The following is a 15,772-nucleotide window of genomic DNA, read 5'->3' on the forward strand; positions in this document are numbered from 1 at the left end:
TGAAACAAAACCCCACAAATTCAAGGGGAATTAGCATTAATCAGCCATGCATTGACGTTATTTTTTAAAACCATTTTCAAAAATAAAAACCGTTAAAATCATCACAAATTCAGATAGATGCATAACATAAACCGATGGTAATCCATTTTTCTATCCCTAAAAATAACAGAAAAATCACCGGCTCTTTTTTATTTTTTCAGCCTCGCGAAATAATATTTCTCAAGATAAGAAAATTATACAACCACAAGCTCACAACCACACCGATGGTAAATCCGGCCAGAATATCGGTCGGATAATGAGCTGCAACCACCACACGGCTGAAAGTTAGCAAAAAACAAAGCGGCACCAGCAACCAGCTGAGACGTGGCAGAAATTTAAGCGAAAACACCATTAAAATGCCTGCCATCATCGCATGTCCTGACGGAAAGCTTAAATAAAGATAACTGGCACTGAGAGGTGAGAAATATTCCGGCCCCACTTGTTCCAACAAATGCGGACGTGCACGCCCAACCAAATATTTGATCAGCGTCACTGGAATACTGGCGCAAATGATTGCAAAAAAAAGATAAAGTCCAGCCTCGCGTGCACGCGCGATCAGTACTGAAGCTGGCTTTCCTGCCAGTTGCTTTAAATAAAAAGCACTCCCTGCCCAAATCAACAGCGCCAACACCAGCCAATAGCCTGACTTAATCATATTGGTTGATGAGGCCAATATTTGCTGAAACTTGGTTGTATGCTCTGTCCATGCTGCACTCACCTGCGCATCATATGGATGTACGAGCAACAAAATCACCGGCAAAACACATAAAGCCCATGTCATCGGCGCAGTCCAGCCAAATGGTTTTGGTTGCTTCACAATAGCAAAAAAATTCTTGAATATATAATTTATTGAAAATTGCGACGTCTTAACATTCATAAATAATGCCTTTTAAAAAACTAAATTCCATTTCGCAGCAGCGCACATCAAAAGCGCAACATGGTCATAATGATGGCCAGTGCTAAAAATAAGGTAAGCCGCTGTTCTTTTTTGCTCACCTATGCACAATTGCCAAGAGATTCATGCAAATTTAATAGCCGAGGCTTGCTCCCATGACCAATAAAGACAGACAGAACAATTACGGCATCCACACGCGTCTTGCTCATGATGGCTATAATCCGCGTGATTATCATGGTTTTGTTAATCCGCCTGTTGTGCGCGCCTCAACTGTTTTGTTCCCGAATGCCGAGAGCATGATTGATGGCAGCCAGAAATATACCTATGGCACCAGAGGCACACCAACTACCGGCGCGCTCTGCGATGCTATCAACGCACTGGAAGGTTCAGAAGGTACTGTATGCGTACCATCAGGGCTTGCAGCTGTTACCGTCCCGCTACTGGCCTTCTTGAGCCCTGGCGATCATGTGCTTTTTGTTGATTCCATCTACAATCCTACCCGCCATTTTGCCGATACGATTCTCAAGCGCCTCGGCATTGAGGTTGAATATTATCCACCGCATGCCGGCGCAGATATCGAAAAGCTTTTTAAAGCCAATACAAAAGTGGTTTTCACGGAATCACCTGCTTCCAACACATTTGAAGTCCAGGATATTCCGGCAATTGCAAAAGCTGCCCATGCCCGTGACATTATTATTATGATGGACAACACATGGGCGACGCCGGTTTATTTCCGTGCATTGGATTACGGCGTTGATATTTCCATCCATGCCGCCACCAAATATCCATCCGGTCATTCTGACATTCTGTTTGGCACGGTTTCGGCCAATAAGCGCTGCTGGCCACAATTGCTTGAAACGCACGGCACCTTGGGTCTTTGCGTTTCAGGGGACGACGCCTATCAGGTGCTGCGCGGTATGCGTACAATGGGAATCAGACTGGAACACCACCAGAAGAGCGCCCTCACCGTTGCTGAATGGCTGGACAAGCATCCACTGACAGGCGAAATTCTACATCCGGCCCTGCCAAACCATCCTGACCACGCTTTATGGAAGCGCGATTTTTCCGGTGCATCAGGCGTATTTTCGATCGTGCTTGCTAATAAGACCGATGAAGAAGCACGCAAATTCGTCAATGCGCTGCAAATCTTCGGTCTTGGCTACTCTTGGGGCGGTTATGAAAGCCTTGCGGTGGTTGTGAATATCAATGACCGCACGGTTTCGCGCAAAGATTATGGCGGCGCACTTATCCGCCTGCAAATCGGATTGGAGAATCCAGAAGATCTGATCGCTGATCTGGAGCGCGGCTTCGCAGCAATCGAATCATAAAAGCCTTTATAATCTGATATTTGCCGTATTTTCCTCTTCCGCTCAAACATGTTTTGCAGCGGAAGAGAGACGAAAAATGCCCTGCAAAGCTGGCTTTGTGAAAAAACTGACATTTTTTCTTTTAAAAGCCGGATTCAGGACTTGCCAACTGCGAAACAAGCGCTTATTAAGCCGTCATTCGCAAGATAGCGGAGCGTAGCGCAGTCTGGTAGCGCACCTGATTTGGGATCAGGGGGTCGCAGGTTCGAATCCTGCCGCTCCGACCATCACTAAGATGAAGCGGATTTCTCCTTATAAAATTTGATCAAATGACACAGTGCAAGCCATTGCAGCTGTGCTATATTATTTTGTGAATTCAGCACCTTAAAAAGATAATTTTTCTTTTAAAAGATAGATTTAGGGCTTGCAAAGTGTCAGACTAGCCCTTATTAACACAGTCATTCGCAAGATAGCGGAGCGTAGCGCAGTCTGGTAGCGCACCTGATTTGGGATCAGGGGGTCGCAGGTTCGAATCCTGCCGCTCCGACCATTACAAAAAAAGCGGATAGCAAGGTTCTCCACATGGTCGCACGTATTTATCGCCCTGCAAAAACAGCCATGCAATCGGGCAAGGCCAAGTCAGAAACATGGTTTCTTGACTACGAACCACAATCTCCTCGTATTGTTGAACCTTTGATGGGCTATACCTCTGGCCGCGATATGCAGAGCCAAGTGCGTCTTAAGTTCGAAACCAAAGAAGATGCCATCGCTTATGCGACTCGTAACGGCATTGCTTATCGTGTTTTCGAACCGAATGAAGCCAAGCGTCGTCAGGTCTCCTATTCGGACAATTTCCGCTCAGACCGCTTGCAGCCTTGGACCCATTAATTTTAACAGGATCATAAAATCCTTTTGAAATAATAGGATGGCAGCAAGACTCACCTTGCATTTATGTGTATTTGCGCACATAAGTTTGAACAGATTTACCAATTTGGTCCCGTAGCTCAGCTGGATAGAGCACCGGCCTTCTAAGCCGACGGTCACAGGTTCGAATCCTGTCGGGATCGCCATTATACCCCATATGTATTCAAGGCTTACGAATAGTAGCCCACTTGCTTAAAAACATTATATATCCTAAAGGCTTATATAGGTTCGGAGCGTAGCGCAGCCAGGTAGCGCACTTGACTGGGGGTCAAGGGGTCGTGGGTTCGAATCCCGCCGCTCCGACCATTATCTCTAAGAGAAATGAAATCCTCAACTAGAAAAGCTTGGGACAATAAGACACCCGTGTGATGCTGTCGTATTTCTTATACGCGCATATATAAGCTATTCTAGCTAAAATGAATAAAACCATACAATTACTGCAAGTAATGCAGGCTATCGACGACGCAATAAAGACAAATAAAGCGATGTTTTACACTCGATTAGCGCATAAAAAAAGCAGGAGAAACTGTTTTGTTTCCCTGCTTTTTTTTATTAATCAGCGATAATGCCGTTAAGCAAAAGTTCGGTAGGTGAAGCTTTCCGGCACAGGTGCCTTTGAATTTTCTTCCGCCATCGAAGTTACCAAATCGCGCAGTGGTGAACGCACACAGACAGGATCTGTCGCACTTGCATCCCCTGCAATCGCCATTGCCTGACAGCGGCAACCGCCGAAATCAATTTCTTTACGGTCGCATGTACGGCACAGGTCCGGCATCCAGTCATCACCGCGATAAGCGTTGAACGCATCGCCATGATACCAGATATCCGCCAGCGCTTTATCTTTGATATTATCAAAACTCAATGACGGGATTGTTTCTGCCGCATGGCATGGCAACACACGTCCATCCGGCGTGACATTCAAACCAATACGTCCCCAGCCGCCCATACAGGCTTTAGGATAAGACGAATAATAGTCAGCCGGGACATAATCGATCACCAGACGGCCTTCCAGCCGTTTGCGCGCCTCTGCCACGGTTTTATTGGCAAATGCGACCTGTTCACGCGTTGGCAGTAATGCAGCTTTGTTTTTTTCTGCCCAACCATGAAACTGCACCGTCGCAATTTCAATACGGCGCGCACCAAGAGCAATGGCGAGCTCCAGCATGTCATTGAGCTGCTCCATATTCTGCTTGTGGCAGACAGCATTCACAGTCAGCGGAATACCGGCATCACCAACCCATTTGGCAACAGCCATTTTGCGGTCAAAACCGCCTTTATAACCACCGACACGATCAGCAGAGACAGCATCTGTGCCCTGAATGGAAAGCTGGACGTGATCCAGCCCCGCCTCACCCAGCGCTTTTACACGCTGTTCGTTGAGGCCAATGCCGGATGTGATCAGATTGGTATAAAGACCAATATCGACCGCCGCTTTGGTCAGCTCCAGCAAATCACGCCGTGCTGCCGGTTCACCACCGGACAGATGCAGATGCAGGACACCCATTTTGGCAGCCTGACGAAAAGTTTCAATCCATTCTTCCGTCGAAAGCTCCTTTTTCACGCCAATCAGCTCCAACGGATTGGAGCAATAAGGACAGGAAAGCGGACAACGATGGGTCAGTTCGGCAAGTAATGCCATTGGCGGCGGCGCAAGCTTTTTTTGAGCAGCATTTACCGCCAAATTAGTGGCAGTCATTCCACAACCTCAATCATACGACGATTGGCCAGTTCCTGAACAAATTTCAGCACATCGCCACCAATCTGGTCGCGCGGCGCATTGTAATCTGTCGCGAACTGGTCGCAAATAGCATCGATTGAACGTACGCCATCCAAAGCATTCACGATGGTTACGGCAATCTCATCAACTGCCATCGCACGTTCAGGTGCCAGCAAAACAGTTTGTCCGCGCACATCATCAACCCGCAGGCGCACACCGCGCGCAAGCTTGACAATATTCGACGCCAGAATAGTTACACTGTCACTCATGCTGAAACTTTCTTTGCAGCCAGTGCCTTATCCCATTCAGCATTCACGCCTTCTTTGCCGTCCCATGCGCCTGGCGGAATCATACCCGGTGCAACATAGGCCAAATAAAGCGCATCCAGCTGCGACCACAATACATCAGTTTTAAAGGTCAGTGCTGCCGCAACAGCATCCTGTTTTTCCAATGTGTCGGCATGTTCCATCACATAAGCCAAGCCATATTCCACATCGACCGGCGCTTCATTCAAACGCTGACGGAAATAAGACAAAGCATTGTCATCAGCAAAAGCATAATGCTGCAACAAACCAGCAATACGGTCTTTATGAATTTTCGGCGCGAATAATTCGGTCAAGGATGAAGCAACAGCATCAAGCAATGGCTTATCGCGTACATAATGCACATAAGCACCAACAGCAAAGCGGGTGCCTGCCAAAATACCTTTGCCGGAAGCTACATAATCTGCGTCCAGACCAACAGCTTCAGCCAATTTCAGCCAGCGGCGGATGCCACCGCCTTCGTGCATACCGCCATCGTGATCTTCAATGCGTGAACGCCACGCACGGCGCATGTTCACATCCTCACAGCGCGACAGAAATGCTGCATCCTTCATCGGAATGCTGCTCTGATAGCAATAGCGGTTGATCACCCATGCACGCACTTCCGTGATGGTGCTTTCACCGCCATGCAAGCGCACATGAAACGGATGCTTGTCATGATAACGCTCCTGCCCGATTGCCAGCAGCCTTGCGTGAAAATCTTCTTTGCTTGCAGCCGGTTTCATAGACAAATCTCCTTGCCGTCAAAGGCAATTTCAAACCCGCTGTCTTCGACAAGTTTGCGCTCTGCGCCATCGCGCCAGACCGGGTTTGTATTATTAAGGTGGACGTAAACTTTACGGGTGACAGCGACATCGCCCAAAATCTTCAGGCTGCCATCATCACCGGAAATCGAAATATGCCCCATCCGCTTGCCGGTTTTTACACCAGTGCCGGATTGCAGCATTTCATCATCACTGAACAAAGTGCCGTCAAAATAAAGAATATCGGCACCGTCAATGCGTTTTAAAAGATCATCGCGCACAACCGCACAGCCCGGAATATAATAAATCCGATGGTCATCCGTCAGCATTTCAACACCAACGGTTTGCTCGCCTTCCAATTCCGTATCAACGTGCTCCCCCTCCATAAAGAGAGGCACCTTACCCGGAACGGCAAAAAGCTTGGCAGTAATGCCCGGTACGAGCGTAAAACTCTCGTTAAGTGCAATAATTTCCTGTGTTACGAAAGCAGGATCAAGCGCACGGAAAATCGGATTTTCAGCAATAACATCGCGGATAGCCGCCGTCATCACCAAACGGAAAGCTTGTTTCTCACGCAGGGTCAAAAGCCCGGCAATGTGATCCAGATCGCCATTGGTGAGAAGCACGGTCTTAACCGGATTATCACGTAAGCTGCGCGGATGCAGTGCAGGCGTATCAATCAATTGCTGCCTGATATCAGGAGAAGCATTGAGAAGCGCCCAGTTTTCACCGTCAGATGTTACCGCGAGTGAGGATTGTGTTTGTGGAGGAATTCCCTCTCCTGAGGGCAAGCGCGCTAACCGGCAATTTTCGCAGCCGCAATTCCATTGAGGGAGGCCGCCGCCAGCAGCGGCCCCGATCACGATCGAACGAAACGTCGTCATGATCAAATTTCAATGCTTAACATTGAGAATTTCTCTCCTGTTACTTAGAACAGAACTGGTTCATCACCGTCACCGGCTGCATAACGGCAGATTTCCATTGCGCAGCTGACTTCAACAAACAGAGGTGCATGCCAAGACATGTTTTTCATCCCATCTAAATTAACAAACATAGGTAGTACACCTTTATATTAAAGGACTTACGCTTTTTTAGAAAGTGCTGTTTCAAGTCTTTTTTAGCCTTCCACACACATAAGCGTGAAAAAGCAGCCCTCCTTATGAGCAATCAGCATGCAGCTATGATTTATTGCACTGATTAATTGTGGACTTTAGCAATAATGATAATTGTACCGGCGCAACTTATTATTAGTGTCGGATAATCATGCTATCAGCCGATATTACTCAGCTTACAAAACAACACAGGCGCATCAGGAGGCGCAACTCAATTGAATATTCAAGATATGACCAGCTTTGATAAATTTCTGACCCCAACCCTTATCAAGGTTGTTTACTGGATCGGTAATGCCGGTATCGCGCTTATTTCGCTAATGATGATCCTCTCAGCATTCAGCTATATGGGTCGCGGCGTTGTGCAGGTTCTGGGCGCGATTGTATTTTTCGTTGTTGGTCTAATTTTCTGGCGCGTGATGTGCGAAGGTATCATGCTTTCCTTCCGCATTTATGATCGTCTGACTGAAATCAGAGATCGTCTGCCACGCAATTAATCAGTTACAGCAACAGTTGGTGACAAGGTTTAGAATTAATTCTTGTCACCAACTGTTGATCATCAATTAATCTTATATTTTACCAGCAAACACTTTCGTTTATCGCCCGTCCGCACCATCTATGACAAAACGGCTTGAATATCGTCAGCTGTGACGCAATAAGCATTCAAACCAATCCTCTAAGCACATGCGCTGATAAAGACGTGAATGAAAAGAACGGCATAATATGAAAGTTAAAGACGTCGAAATTCTCATTATCCCCGGCTATACCAATTCCGGCCCTGACCATTGGCAGTCCCGTTGGGAGCAAAGGCTTTCCACCGCGCGCCGCGTCGAGCAAAAAGAATGGTCAAAGCCGGTTCGTGAAGACTGGGTTGAAGAAATCGTTAAGGCTGTGGAAGCTGCCGAAAAGCCGGTTGTGCTGGTTGCGCATTCGCTTGGCGTGGCTGCAGCTATTCACGCTATTCCACAGATCAAAGACAAGGTCGTCGGTGCGTTTTTTGTAGCACCTCCGGATGTCGCTAACGAAAATATTCGCCCGCGCCACCTGATGACATTCGGCCCTTATCCGCGTGAACGTCTGCCCTTCCCGACATTGGTTGTCGTCAGCCGCAATGATCCGTTTTCGGATTATGAAACGGCTGAAGCGATCGTCAATGATTGGGGCGCATTACTGCTGGATGCCGGTGAAGCCGGCCACCTGAATACAGATAGCGGCCACGGCCCTTGGCCGGAAGGATCAATGGTTTTTGCCCAATTCCTAAATCAAATCTAATCGGGCAGATTTAACCGGGCAAATTTAATTTGGTGAATTAAAGCAAACCAAGCTCTGCCAGCTCTCGTCTGAGTTCTGCTGGCAGGGCTGCACGACCGCTTTTACCGGCAGCCTCATCCAATGGCGCATCTTCAGCACTTAAATAGCGCCAGCCCTGAAATGCACGACGCGGCTGCCATTCTGTCGGGATAATTTTCGGCTCCAGCACCAGATGGCAGCGGTTAATGCCTTCATCATCAGTAAATGTACGAATTTCCAGCAAACGCTGACGACACTGAATATTGCCTTTAATCACCCAATAAAGCGAACCGCCAGCAAGCAGCTCCTCCACACGCTTGGGAACCATACGCGTGGTGTGAAACTGCTCCGGCAGCAAGCCAGCTGCGCGCTTTTCTTCCAGCCGGAAATCAATCCACGCCGCAAGCGTTTCGATACTGTCGCAGCCGACACATAATTTAACCAGATTTAATGCCATATCGTCAGTCTATCTGCTCATTACGATGATCGCAATTGAGGCTTAGCACTCCACCACATTAACAGCCAAACCACCAAGACTGGTTTCTTTATAGCGCTCATTCATATCATTGCCGGTCTGACGCATGGTTTCAATACAGGCATCAAGCGGCACAAAATGCTTGCCATCGCCCTTCATCGCCAATGAGGCAGCCGTCACGGCTTTGACCGCACCAAGCGCATTGCGCTCAATGCATGGCACCTGCACAAGACCCGCAACCGGATCGCATGTCATGCCAAGATGATGCTCAAGCGCGATTTCCGCGGCATTTTCAATCTGTTGAGGCGTGCCGCCCATCACGGCTGCCATACCCGCTGCTGCCATCGCGGAGGCAGAGCCCACCTCACCCTGACAACCAACTTCAGCCCCTGAAATTGATGCATTATGCTTGATAATGCCGCCAACGGCTGCGGAAGTGAGCAGGAAATCGCGAATGTCTTTTTCCGTTGCATCTTCATGGAAATGCAGGAAATAGCGCAGCACTGCCGGAACAACACCCGCAGCACCATTGGTTGGCGCAGTCACCACACGGCTGCCGGAGGCGTTTTCCTCGTTAACAGCCATTGCATAAACCGAAAGCCAGTCATTAGCGAGAAGCGGATTATGGCGGTTGTTACGCCATTCATCCTGCAATTTATCATTAATGTGGCGGGCACGGCGCGGCACATTCAAGCCACCCGGCATGATGCCTTCATTATTTAAACCGCGATCAATACAGGAGCGCATCGCGCCCCATATTTTATCAAGCCCCGCATCAAGCTCTTCAGCCGACATGCGGGTTTCTTCATTTTTGCGCTTCATCTCAGCAATGGACAAGCCGCTCTTATCCGCCATTTTGAGCATTTCTGCCGCATTGTTAAACGGATAAGGCACATTGCTTGGCGCGGCTTTTTTGCCCTTAGAGCTTTTCATTTGTTCAAGCTCTTCAGCAGTCACAACAAAGCCACCACCCACCGAATAATAAATCCGGCGCAGCAAAACACGGTCGTTTTTATCCAGCGCTTCAAAAGCCATACCATTAGCATGACCTGGCAGCGGAATTTTACGCTCCAGCACCAGATCAACCGCCGGATCAAAAGCATAGACCGGATGGCCGGGCGCATTCAGCTTTTTCTCTTTTTTGACACGCTGAAGCTGGGCTTCCATCTCGTCAGGATCGATCTGATCCGGCACATTGCCGCAAAGCCCCAAAATCACCGCGCGGTCGGTTGCGTGACCAACGCCCGTGAAAGCAAGCGAGCCATGCATATAGGCTTTCAGGCGATGAACTTTTGTTTGAGTCGGCCGCGGCCACTCTCCGTCGCGCACCTCGAGCAAAAACATATTCGCAGCCGTCATCGGCCCCATTGTATGGGAGCTGGACGGGCCAATGCCGATTTTATAAAGATCAAAGACGGATAAAAACATCAATAATGCCCAGAAAATTCGTAACTTAGCTACAGATGAGATGCATCACGCCGCACTTCAAGCATGGCACATGCATTATCATGACCATAAAGTCGCTTTGATGGCATGCCAGCTTTCTTGATCCGGCGCAACGATCAAACCGCCATCAACATGCTGCGGCAGATAGTTGCTTCCATCAAAGCGCGCTGCATAGCCGCCAGCCTCGGCATGGATCAGTGAACCAGCCAAATGATCCCAAGGCATCAGCTTGTTATAAACGGCAAAATGCGCGTGGCCGTCAGCCAGCAAACGATATTCGTGCGCCGCACAACGATAGCCGATCTGCGACATGAATTTGGCCTGATTACCGGCAATTTTTGAGCGCAGCGGCTCCTGCATATATTGCCAGGAAACAGAGCCCAGCATCTGCGATACATCTTTAGCCGCCGCCACTTTAAGCGCGCGGTGATGGCCAGCCTGCACATGATAGGCACCGCCACCGCGAACCGCCATGATATAATCCTGCCCCATCGGGTCATAGATAATACCGGCAACCGTTTCACCCTTTGCCAGCACCGACATCATCACGCCGAAAAGCGGAACCCCTGAGGCGAAATTATAGGTACCATCAACCGGATCAATGACAAAAGCCAGATCCGCATCATGCAAACTTTCAAGCTGCGCCGTACCAGCTGAAACGGCCTCTTCACCCAAAACAATCGCGTCGGGATATTTTTCGCTCAGCACGCGGGTGATATATTTTTCCGCATTAATATCGGCTTCGGTTACAAGGTCATAGGCTGTGGTTTTTTGTTTGATATCACCGGCATCAAGTTTGCGGAAACGCGGCATAATTTCAGCCTTTGCGGCATCCGCCAAAACACCTGCTAACCAATCAATTTCATTCTCGTTAAACGTCACAGCCCTCACCCTTTTTATTTATCCGAAGATATCATTAATCCTGCAAAATCAAACAAGTTACGATCCAGCATATGGCTTGGGCGAATATTACCCAATGCCCTGATCATCGTTTCTTTACGCCCCGGCATCCGCTTTTCAATGTCGGTCAGCATAGCCTTCATCGCATTGCGTTGTAAGCCATCCTGCGAACCGCACAAATCACACGGAATGATCGGAAATTGCATCAGATCGGCAAATTTGACCAGATCTTCTTCTGCGACATAAGAGAACGGCCGCAGCACTTTCAAATCACCTTCATCATTAACGAGTTTCGGCGGCATCGAAGCCAGCCGTCCACCATGAAACAAGTTCATGAAGAAGGTTTCGAGAATATCTTCGCGGTGATGGCCAAGCACCAATGCGCTACAGCCTTCTTCACGCGCCACACGGTAAAGATTGCCGCGGCGCAGACGTGAGCAAAGCGCGCAATAAGTCTGGTTTTCAGGCACTTTATCGGTGACGATCGAATAGGTATCCTGATATTCAATCCGGTGCGCGATACCATATTTATTGAGGAAATCCGGCAGAATATGCTTAGGGAAATTCGGCTGTCCCTGATCGAGATTGCAAGCCAGAATATCGACAGGCAACAGCCCGCGCCATTTCAGCTCCAGCAATACCGCCAAGAGTGCATAAGAATCCTTACCGCCTGAAAGGCCGACCAGCCAACGCTCACCCGGCGTCACCATGGAAAAATCATCCAAAGACTGACGCGTCAGACGCAGCAATCTTTTGCGCAACTTGTTGAATTCAACTGTCGAGGGAATATCGCGGAACAGCGGATGACATCCGTCTGCCGATACACTTTCATCGGTTACATCTGTGTCGCTTATCAGGGTTTCAACGGCGCTCATTTCCGGCCTCTTATTGTTCGCCACTCTCATACAAAAAAGCCGCCCGATGGTAAACCTTCGGGCGGCTTTTTTAAGTTCTTAAATTCTAATTCAGATTAACGTGAATAGAATTCGACAACCAGATTTGGTTCCATCTGAACTGCGTAAGGTACGTCAGCAAGGGTTGGAACACGAGCAAAAGTTGCAACCATTTTGTTGTGGTCAACTTCTACATAATCAGGAACATCACGTTCAGCCAGCTGAACAGCTTCGAGAACGATCACGAGCTGCTTTGACTTTTCGCGAACTTCAATCACGTCACCGGCTTTAGCGCGGTATGACTGAATGTTTACGCGACGGCCGTTTACGTTAACGTGACCGTGGTTGATGAACTGACGTGCAGCAAAAATTGTCGGAACAAATTTTGCACGGTAAACGATCGCATCCAGACGGGATTCCAGCAAGCCGATGAGGTTTTCACCGGTATCGCCTTTACGACGAGCGGCTTCTTCATAGGTTTTGCGGAACTGCTTTTCGGAAATATCACCGTAGAAGCCTTTGAGCTTCTGCTTGGCGCGCAGCTGCACGCCGTAGTCAGACAGCTTACCCTTACGGCGCTGACCGTGCTGACCTGGGCCGTATTCACGACGGTTTACCGGGGATTTAGGACGACCCCAGATGTTTTCGCCGAGACGACGGTCAATTTTATACTTGGAAGCTTCGCGCTTACTCATCGCATTTCCTTCAACATAAACAAAGTGGTATCCGCTTTGACAAGAAGATACCAATTCAGGAAACGCGCCCTCCTCTGTTTTTGAATTTCAAAAACTGACAGGACAAAGCGCGCAAGCAATGCGTCTTTATCCACGGGACACGTTGTGAAACACGAGAATCCGAGATACTCATGTTGAGCGGGCTTTTAGTCTTGATAGGGCTGGTTTGTCAAGGTGACACTGAATTATCTTCAACCTTAACGGCTCTACTTATGAGCAAGCAAATTCAGTCAACACCACTTGCCACGGGCAACGACTTAAAAAAAGCACAATTTGCGCTCTCATTATACCGGTAATTTAATTTATATTATCATTTCCTATAAGGATTTTCTCAATGAATAAACAGCAGATCATTCTTTGTTTAGGCTTCTCTGTTTTTTTCAGCAGTGCCGCAGTGGCGGCTGCTCCTCCTAAAAAATCCGCCGACTTCAGCGGCAATTATAAAACGCTTATCCAAGATCAAAAAGCCAAGCCCCATACAGCCACCTGCATTGCCACCGGCTATGATCTGGTAAAGCTGAGCAAAAAATTTGATCGCCTCGGTTTCACCCAAGATGGTATTGCCAAAGTGAAAATCAAAAAAGCCAAATCATCCGCCTCAGAGCTGACGGTGCATGGTCAGGCGCGCAACCGTACATCCAGCCAATGGCAGGATATTGCTTTGCATTGCACGTTGAAAAACGGCGCTGTGACAAATATCGAGCTCGACAAATAAAGCCGGACACAAAAAAGGCCGGAGTTTTTGCTCCGGCCTTATTTTTTAAGCGCTCACATCATTACGGCTGGCGCTGGTTTTATTGAAAGCTTTTTCCAAGCCTTCATCGCGACCATAAACATCATCATAATAGCGGATTTTACCGCTTTCCTCATCCAGCCATGCCGTAAAATAAGCCACATAGACCGGCATTGGCTCCGGCACTTTAATACCGCGCTCGTTCTTGCCGAAATATGGTTTCAGGTCTTCGGCACTTTTACCCAACACTGCGGCAGCCATATCACGTGGCCGCTCCAAACGAATACAGCCATGGCTAAGCGCACGCATATCGCGTTTGAAGTAAGATTTTGCCGGTGTGTCATGCATATAAATATCATGACTGTTCGGGAATAAAATCTTCAACTCGCCCAGTGAATTATCAAGGCTTGGCTTTTGACGGATACCGACATGGGATTTACCCGCCGCAACGCTTGACCAATTGACACTGGAAGCCGGAATGACTTTGCCATCCTTATAGACTTCATAACCATTGCGCGAGAGATAGCTGCTGTCACGCATGATTTTCGGCAGCATCTCATTGACGATGATTGAACGCGGCACGCCCCATGACGGGTTAAACACCACGGTTTGAATTTTATTATAGAAGAAATAGGTCTGATTGGCGCGTGAACCGATGACAATATTCATCGCCTGCGTTTCTTCGCCCTTATCATAAAAATATGCGCGATAAGCCGGCTGATTGATGAAAGCATAACGATCACCAAATTCATGTGGCAACCAGCGCAGGCGCTCCATCGAATAAATCAGACGGTCACGCTTAACTGAGGTCAGCTCACCTTGCAGCGCGGCAACAGTGCTGCGGCCAATAACACCATCAGCCGCATTGCCGGTCAGTGTCTGATAATCTTTAATCGCCGCAACAAGTTCCGGCTCATATTTGTCACTTTGCGCATATTGCTGCAAAGTTTTCTGATGTGAATTCAAATAGCTCGCCGGTGCTTTCTTCAACAGAACAGCAATGACATTGCGTAACTCGCTATTTTCCTGCCCCGGCTTAATCAGCACATCGCTGGCAATGCGGATTTCTTGGTTTTCTGGCGTCAGTTTACCAAGCTCGGTTTTAAGTGCTTGATACCATTTGCTCTGCGGTTGGAAACTGGAAAGGTAACCGACCGCATCAGCCTGATCGCTTAAAGCCGCCAGCACATCAGCGGCTTGCACGCGGTTGCGTGGCAGATCATGAAAACCGCTCAAACGATTGGCAACAATACGCCCCTCACCAGCATCGATTGCATAGCGCACTGCACGGGCAGACATCATGACTTCAAAATTAAGAAGTTTTTGCAAGCGCTCATCATTACTGTCAGCGGTTGTCAGACCGATTTCTTCAACCGCATAATCTTTAGGGTTCAAGCCGTCTTCATCGGCATTATCAAAAAATGCCAAGAGTTTTTCAGCGCGCGCTGTTGCGCCATTTTCATCCACCCAAAGCAAGCGCTGCTGATTGATATAAAAATCAGCGACAGCTTCAGCAATCGATTTTTCTGCCATAATACGTGTCGTGGCAAAAAAGCCTTTCAACTCATTATAGAGCTTATCTTCGACGACAGGCGTTGCATCGGTCTGCGTTTCGCTGGCAGTTTTCACCAAAGCCACATCAGCCGCAGCACTTGTTACCGGCTCATTAATCTTGGAAAAATCAATACGAACAAGTTTATCAGTCTTGTAATCATAAATCTGAGGCCCGGAAACTTTCACTGCTTTGACAGGTGCAGCAACTGCAGGCTTTGCGGTTTGTTTGGCAGGAGCGTTTTTTCTGACAGCAGGTGTCTTTGGCGCGGACTGAACTGTCTCGACCACTGGAGCCTGTTTCTTTTGGAAAAGCTCCATCAAAGTGTTGGCAGCTTGAACTTCAGTCACCGAGAAGGATGCACTAACAATAAAGCCCGCCAACAATCCCGCTCTTGCGACCGATTGCTTCAGATAGATTTTCTGTCGGGAATAATTCTTCATCATCAAATGCCTGCCTGTTTCATCATATTTTGCCAGCGCAACACTGTAAGTCCACATCCGTTATTTTATGTTTCATCCCGTATAGAAACGTTTAACAGAAAAGCCCCATCAACAAATATACCCACGATTTTTTTGTTCACTTCTTCATGAAGGCGCAATCTGCCGCAGTGGATTATTTGGCATGACGGGCTAAAAGCGGCACATATTGCAAAGCCTCGATGTTTAATAATGAGGCGCATAAGGTGAGGT

Annotated in this window: 17 protein-coding genes and 4 tRNA genes; 9 read left to right on the forward strand and 12 right to left on the reverse strand. The window is 48.2% G+C overall.

Annotated features, from left to right (window positions below):
- Window positions 1-196: 196 nt before the first annotated feature.
- On the reverse strand, window positions 197-856 hold the full coding sequence (locus ABDZ76_RS00600) for a phosphatase PAP2 family protein (protein ID WP_343800030.1): 660 nt from the start codon (window positions 854-856) through the stop codon (window positions 197-199).
- Window positions 857-1,089: 233 nt separating this feature from the next.
- Here ABDZ76_RS00600 and ABDZ76_RS00605 point away from each other — a divergent pair, with 233 nt between their 5' ends.
- From ABDZ76_RS00605 to ABDZ76_RS00630, 6 genes are all read left to right on the forward strand, one after another.
- Entirely contained in the window at window positions 1,090-2,262 is a 1,173-nt protein-coding gene (locus tag ABDZ76_RS00605; protein ID WP_343800032.1) for a cystathionine beta-lyase, read from the forward strand.
- 189 nt (window positions 2,263-2,451) lie between these two features.
- Window positions 2,452-2,528: transfer RNA gene (locus ABDZ76_RS00610), tRNA-Pro, on the forward strand.
- 186 nt (window positions 2,529-2,714) lie between these two features.
- Window positions 2,715-2,791, forward strand: a tRNA-Pro gene (locus ABDZ76_RS00615).
- Between the two features lie 32 nt (window positions 2,792-2,823).
- Complete coding sequence (locus tag ABDZ76_RS00620) at window positions 2,824-3,129, forward strand: ETC complex I subunit (protein ID WP_343800034.1); 306 nt, start codon at window positions 2,824-2,826, stop codon at window positions 3,127-3,129.
- 105 nt (window positions 3,130-3,234) lie between these two features.
- A tRNA-Arg gene (locus tag ABDZ76_RS00625) sits at window positions 3,235-3,311 on the forward strand.
- An 83-nt stretch (window positions 3,312-3,394) separates the two neighbouring features.
- Window positions 3,395-3,471: transfer RNA gene (locus ABDZ76_RS00630), tRNA-Pro, on the forward strand.
- A gap of 265 nt (window positions 3,472-3,736) precedes the next feature.
- Here the strand turns inward: ABDZ76_RS00630 and pqqE are convergent.
- Genes pqqE through pqqA form a run of 5 tightly spaced genes read right to left on the reverse strand, consistent with a single transcriptional unit; the run spans window position 3,737 to window position 6,972 of the window.
- On the reverse strand, window positions 3,737-4,861 hold the full coding sequence (gene pqqE / locus ABDZ76_RS00635) for a pyrroloquinoline quinone biosynthesis protein PqqE (RefSeq protein ID WP_343800036.1): 1,125 nt from the start codon (window positions 4,859-4,861) through the stop codon (window positions 3,737-3,739).
- A complete protein-coding gene (gene pqqD, locus ABDZ76_RS00640) occupies window positions 4,858-5,151 on the reverse strand; it encodes a pyrroloquinoline quinone biosynthesis peptide chaperone PqqD (RefSeq protein WP_184219865.1) in 294 nt (97 codons plus the stop codon). The genes pqqE and pqqD overlap by 4 nt, the downstream gene beginning before the upstream one ends.
- A complete protein-coding gene (gene pqqC / locus ABDZ76_RS00645; RefSeq protein ID WP_343800038.1) occupies window positions 5,148-5,930 on the reverse strand; it encodes a pyrroloquinoline-quinone synthase PqqC in 783 nt (260 codons plus the stop codon). The genes pqqD and pqqC overlap by 4 nt, the downstream gene beginning before the upstream one ends.
- A complete protein-coding gene (gene pqqB / locus ABDZ76_RS00650; RefSeq protein ID WP_374844496.1) occupies window positions 5,927-6,832 on the reverse strand; it encodes a pyrroloquinoline quinone biosynthesis protein PqqB in 906 nt (301 codons plus the stop codon). Before pqqB ends, pqqC begins: the two co-directional genes overlap by 4 nt.
- 44 nt (window positions 6,833-6,876) lie before the next feature.
- Window positions 6,877-6,972 carry a pyrroloquinoline quinone precursor peptide PqqA gene (gene pqqA / locus ABDZ76_RS00655; protein ID WP_184219873.1) on the reverse strand — a complete coding sequence of 32 codons (96 nt, stop codon included), beginning with the start codon at window positions 6,970-6,972 and terminating at the stop codon, window positions 6,877-6,879.
- 303 nt (window positions 6,973-7,275) lie between these two features.
- Here pqqA and ABDZ76_RS00660 point away from each other — a divergent pair, with 303 nt between their 5' ends.
- Both ABDZ76_RS00660 and ABDZ76_RS00665 read left to right on the forward strand, forming a co-directional pair.
- Entirely contained in the window at window positions 7,276-7,554 is a 279-nt protein-coding gene (locus ABDZ76_RS00660) for a DUF4282 domain-containing protein (protein ID WP_343800043.1), read from the forward strand.
- Window positions 7,555-7,780: 226 nt separating this feature from the next.
- The gene (locus tag ABDZ76_RS00665) at window positions 7,781-8,329 is read left to right on the forward strand and encodes an RBBP9/YdeN family alpha/beta hydrolase (protein WP_343800045.1); all 549 of its coding nucleotides are present in this window, start codon (window positions 7,781-7,783) and stop codon (window positions 8,327-8,329) included.
- Between the two features lie 37 nt (window positions 8,330-8,366).
- Here ABDZ76_RS00665 and ABDZ76_RS00670 read toward each other — a convergent pair whose 3' ends face one another.
- The 5 genes from ABDZ76_RS00670 to rpsD all read right to left on the reverse strand — a co-directional run bounded on the left by ABDZ76_RS00670 (window position 8,367) and on the right by rpsD (window position 12,756).
- Window positions 8,367-8,804, reverse strand: a complete 438-nt coding sequence (locus tag ABDZ76_RS00670) for a DUF1489 family protein (RefSeq protein ID WP_343800047.1) — start codon at window positions 8,802-8,804, stop codon at window positions 8,367-8,369.
- Between the two features lie 42 nt (window positions 8,805-8,846).
- Window positions 8,847-10,250 (reverse strand): L-serine ammonia-lyase, encoded by a 1,404-nt coding sequence (locus tag ABDZ76_RS00675; protein WP_343800049.1) that lies wholly within the window; start codon window positions 10,248-10,250, stop codon window positions 8,847-8,849.
- A 78-nt stretch (window positions 10,251-10,328) separates the two neighbouring features.
- Window positions 10,329-11,150, reverse strand: coding sequence for an inositol monophosphatase family protein (locus ABDZ76_RS00680; RefSeq protein ID WP_343800051.1), 822 nt, complete (start codon window positions 11,148-11,150; stop codon window positions 10,329-10,331).
- 14 nt (window positions 11,151-11,164) lie between these two features.
- On the reverse strand, window positions 11,165-12,043 hold the full coding sequence (gene ttcA, locus ABDZ76_RS00685) for a tRNA 2-thiocytidine(32) synthetase TtcA (RefSeq protein ID WP_343800053.1): 879 nt from the start codon (window positions 12,041-12,043) through the stop codon (window positions 11,165-11,167).
- Window positions 12,044-12,138: 95 nt separating this feature from the next.
- A complete protein-coding gene (gene rpsD, locus ABDZ76_RS00690; protein ID WP_343800055.1) occupies window positions 12,139-12,756 on the reverse strand; it encodes a 30S ribosomal protein S4 in 618 nt (205 codons plus the stop codon).
- A 373-nt stretch (window positions 12,757-13,129) separates the two neighbouring features.
- Here rpsD and ABDZ76_RS00695 point away from each other — a divergent pair, with 373 nt between their 5' ends.
- On the forward strand, window positions 13,130-13,510 hold the full coding sequence (locus tag ABDZ76_RS00695) for a BspC domain-containing protein (protein WP_343800057.1): 381 nt from the start codon (window positions 13,130-13,132) through the stop codon (window positions 13,508-13,510).
- Window positions 13,511-13,555: 45 nt separating this feature from the next.
- Here ABDZ76_RS00695 and ABDZ76_RS00700 read toward each other — a convergent pair whose 3' ends face one another.
- On the reverse strand, window positions 13,556-15,526 hold the full coding sequence (locus ABDZ76_RS00700) for a L,D-transpeptidase family protein (protein WP_343800059.1): 1,971 nt from the start codon (window positions 15,524-15,526) through the stop codon (window positions 13,556-13,558).
- Window positions 15,527-15,772 lie beyond the last annotated feature (246 nt).

This window comes from Paenochrobactrum glaciei, assembly GCF_039522165.1.
GTDB lineage: Bacteria > Pseudomonadota > Alphaproteobacteria > Rhizobiales > Rhizobiaceae > Paenochrobactrum > Paenochrobactrum glaciei.

Excerpts from the sequence above, each read along its gene's own strand:
- ABDZ76_RS00605 (WP_343800032.1), top strand. The coding sequence starts at position 1,090 with ATGACCAATAAAGACAGACAGAACAATTACGGCATCCACACGCGTCTT.
- ABDZ76_RS00620 (WP_343800034.1), top strand. The coding sequence starts at position 2,824 with ATGGTCGCACGTATTTATCGCCCTGCAAAAACAGCCATGCAATCGGGC.
- pqqE (WP_343800036.1), bottom strand. The coding sequence starts at position 4,861 with ATGACTGCCACTAATTTGGCGGTAAATGCTGCTCAAAAAAAGCTTGCG.
- pqqD (WP_184219865.1), bottom strand. The coding sequence starts at position 5,151 with ATGAGTGACAGTGTAACTATTCTGGCGTCGAATATTGTCAAGCTTGCG.
- pqqC (WP_343800038.1), bottom strand. The coding sequence starts at position 5,930 with ATGAAACCGGCTGCAAGCAAAGAAGATTTTCACGCAAGGCTGCTGGCA.
- pqqB (WP_374844496.1), bottom strand. The coding sequence starts at position 6,832 with ATGACGACGTTTCGTTCGATCGTGATCGGGGCCGCTGCTGGCGGCGGC.
- pqqA (WP_184219873.1), bottom strand. The coding sequence starts at position 6,972 with ATGTCTTGGCATGCACCTCTGTTTGTTGAAGTCAGCTGCGCAATGGAA.
- ABDZ76_RS00665 (WP_343800045.1), top strand. The coding sequence starts at position 7,781 with ATGAAAGTTAAAGACGTCGAAATTCTCATTATCCCCGGCTATACCAAT.
- ABDZ76_RS00670 (WP_343800047.1), bottom strand. The coding sequence starts at position 8,804 with ATGGCATTAAATCTGGTTAAATTATGTGTCGGCTGCGACAGTATCGAA.
- ABDZ76_RS00675 (WP_343800049.1), bottom strand. The coding sequence starts at position 10,250 with ATGTTTTTATCCGTCTTTGATCTTTATAAAATCGGCATTGGCCCGTCC.
- ttcA (WP_343800053.1), bottom strand. The coding sequence starts at position 12,043 with ATGAGCGCCGTTGAAACCCTGATAAGCGACACAGATGTAACCGATGAA.
- rpsD (WP_343800055.1), bottom strand. The coding sequence starts at position 12,756 with ATGAGTAAGCGCGAAGCTTCCAAGTATAAAATTGACCGTCGTCTCGGC.
- ABDZ76_RS00695 (WP_343800057.1), top strand. The coding sequence starts at position 13,130 with ATGAATAAACAGCAGATCATTCTTTGTTTAGGCTTCTCTGTTTTTTTC.
- ABDZ76_RS00700 (WP_343800059.1), bottom strand. The coding sequence starts at position 15,526 with ATGATGAAGAATTATTCCCGACAGAAAATCTATCTGAAGCAATCGGTC.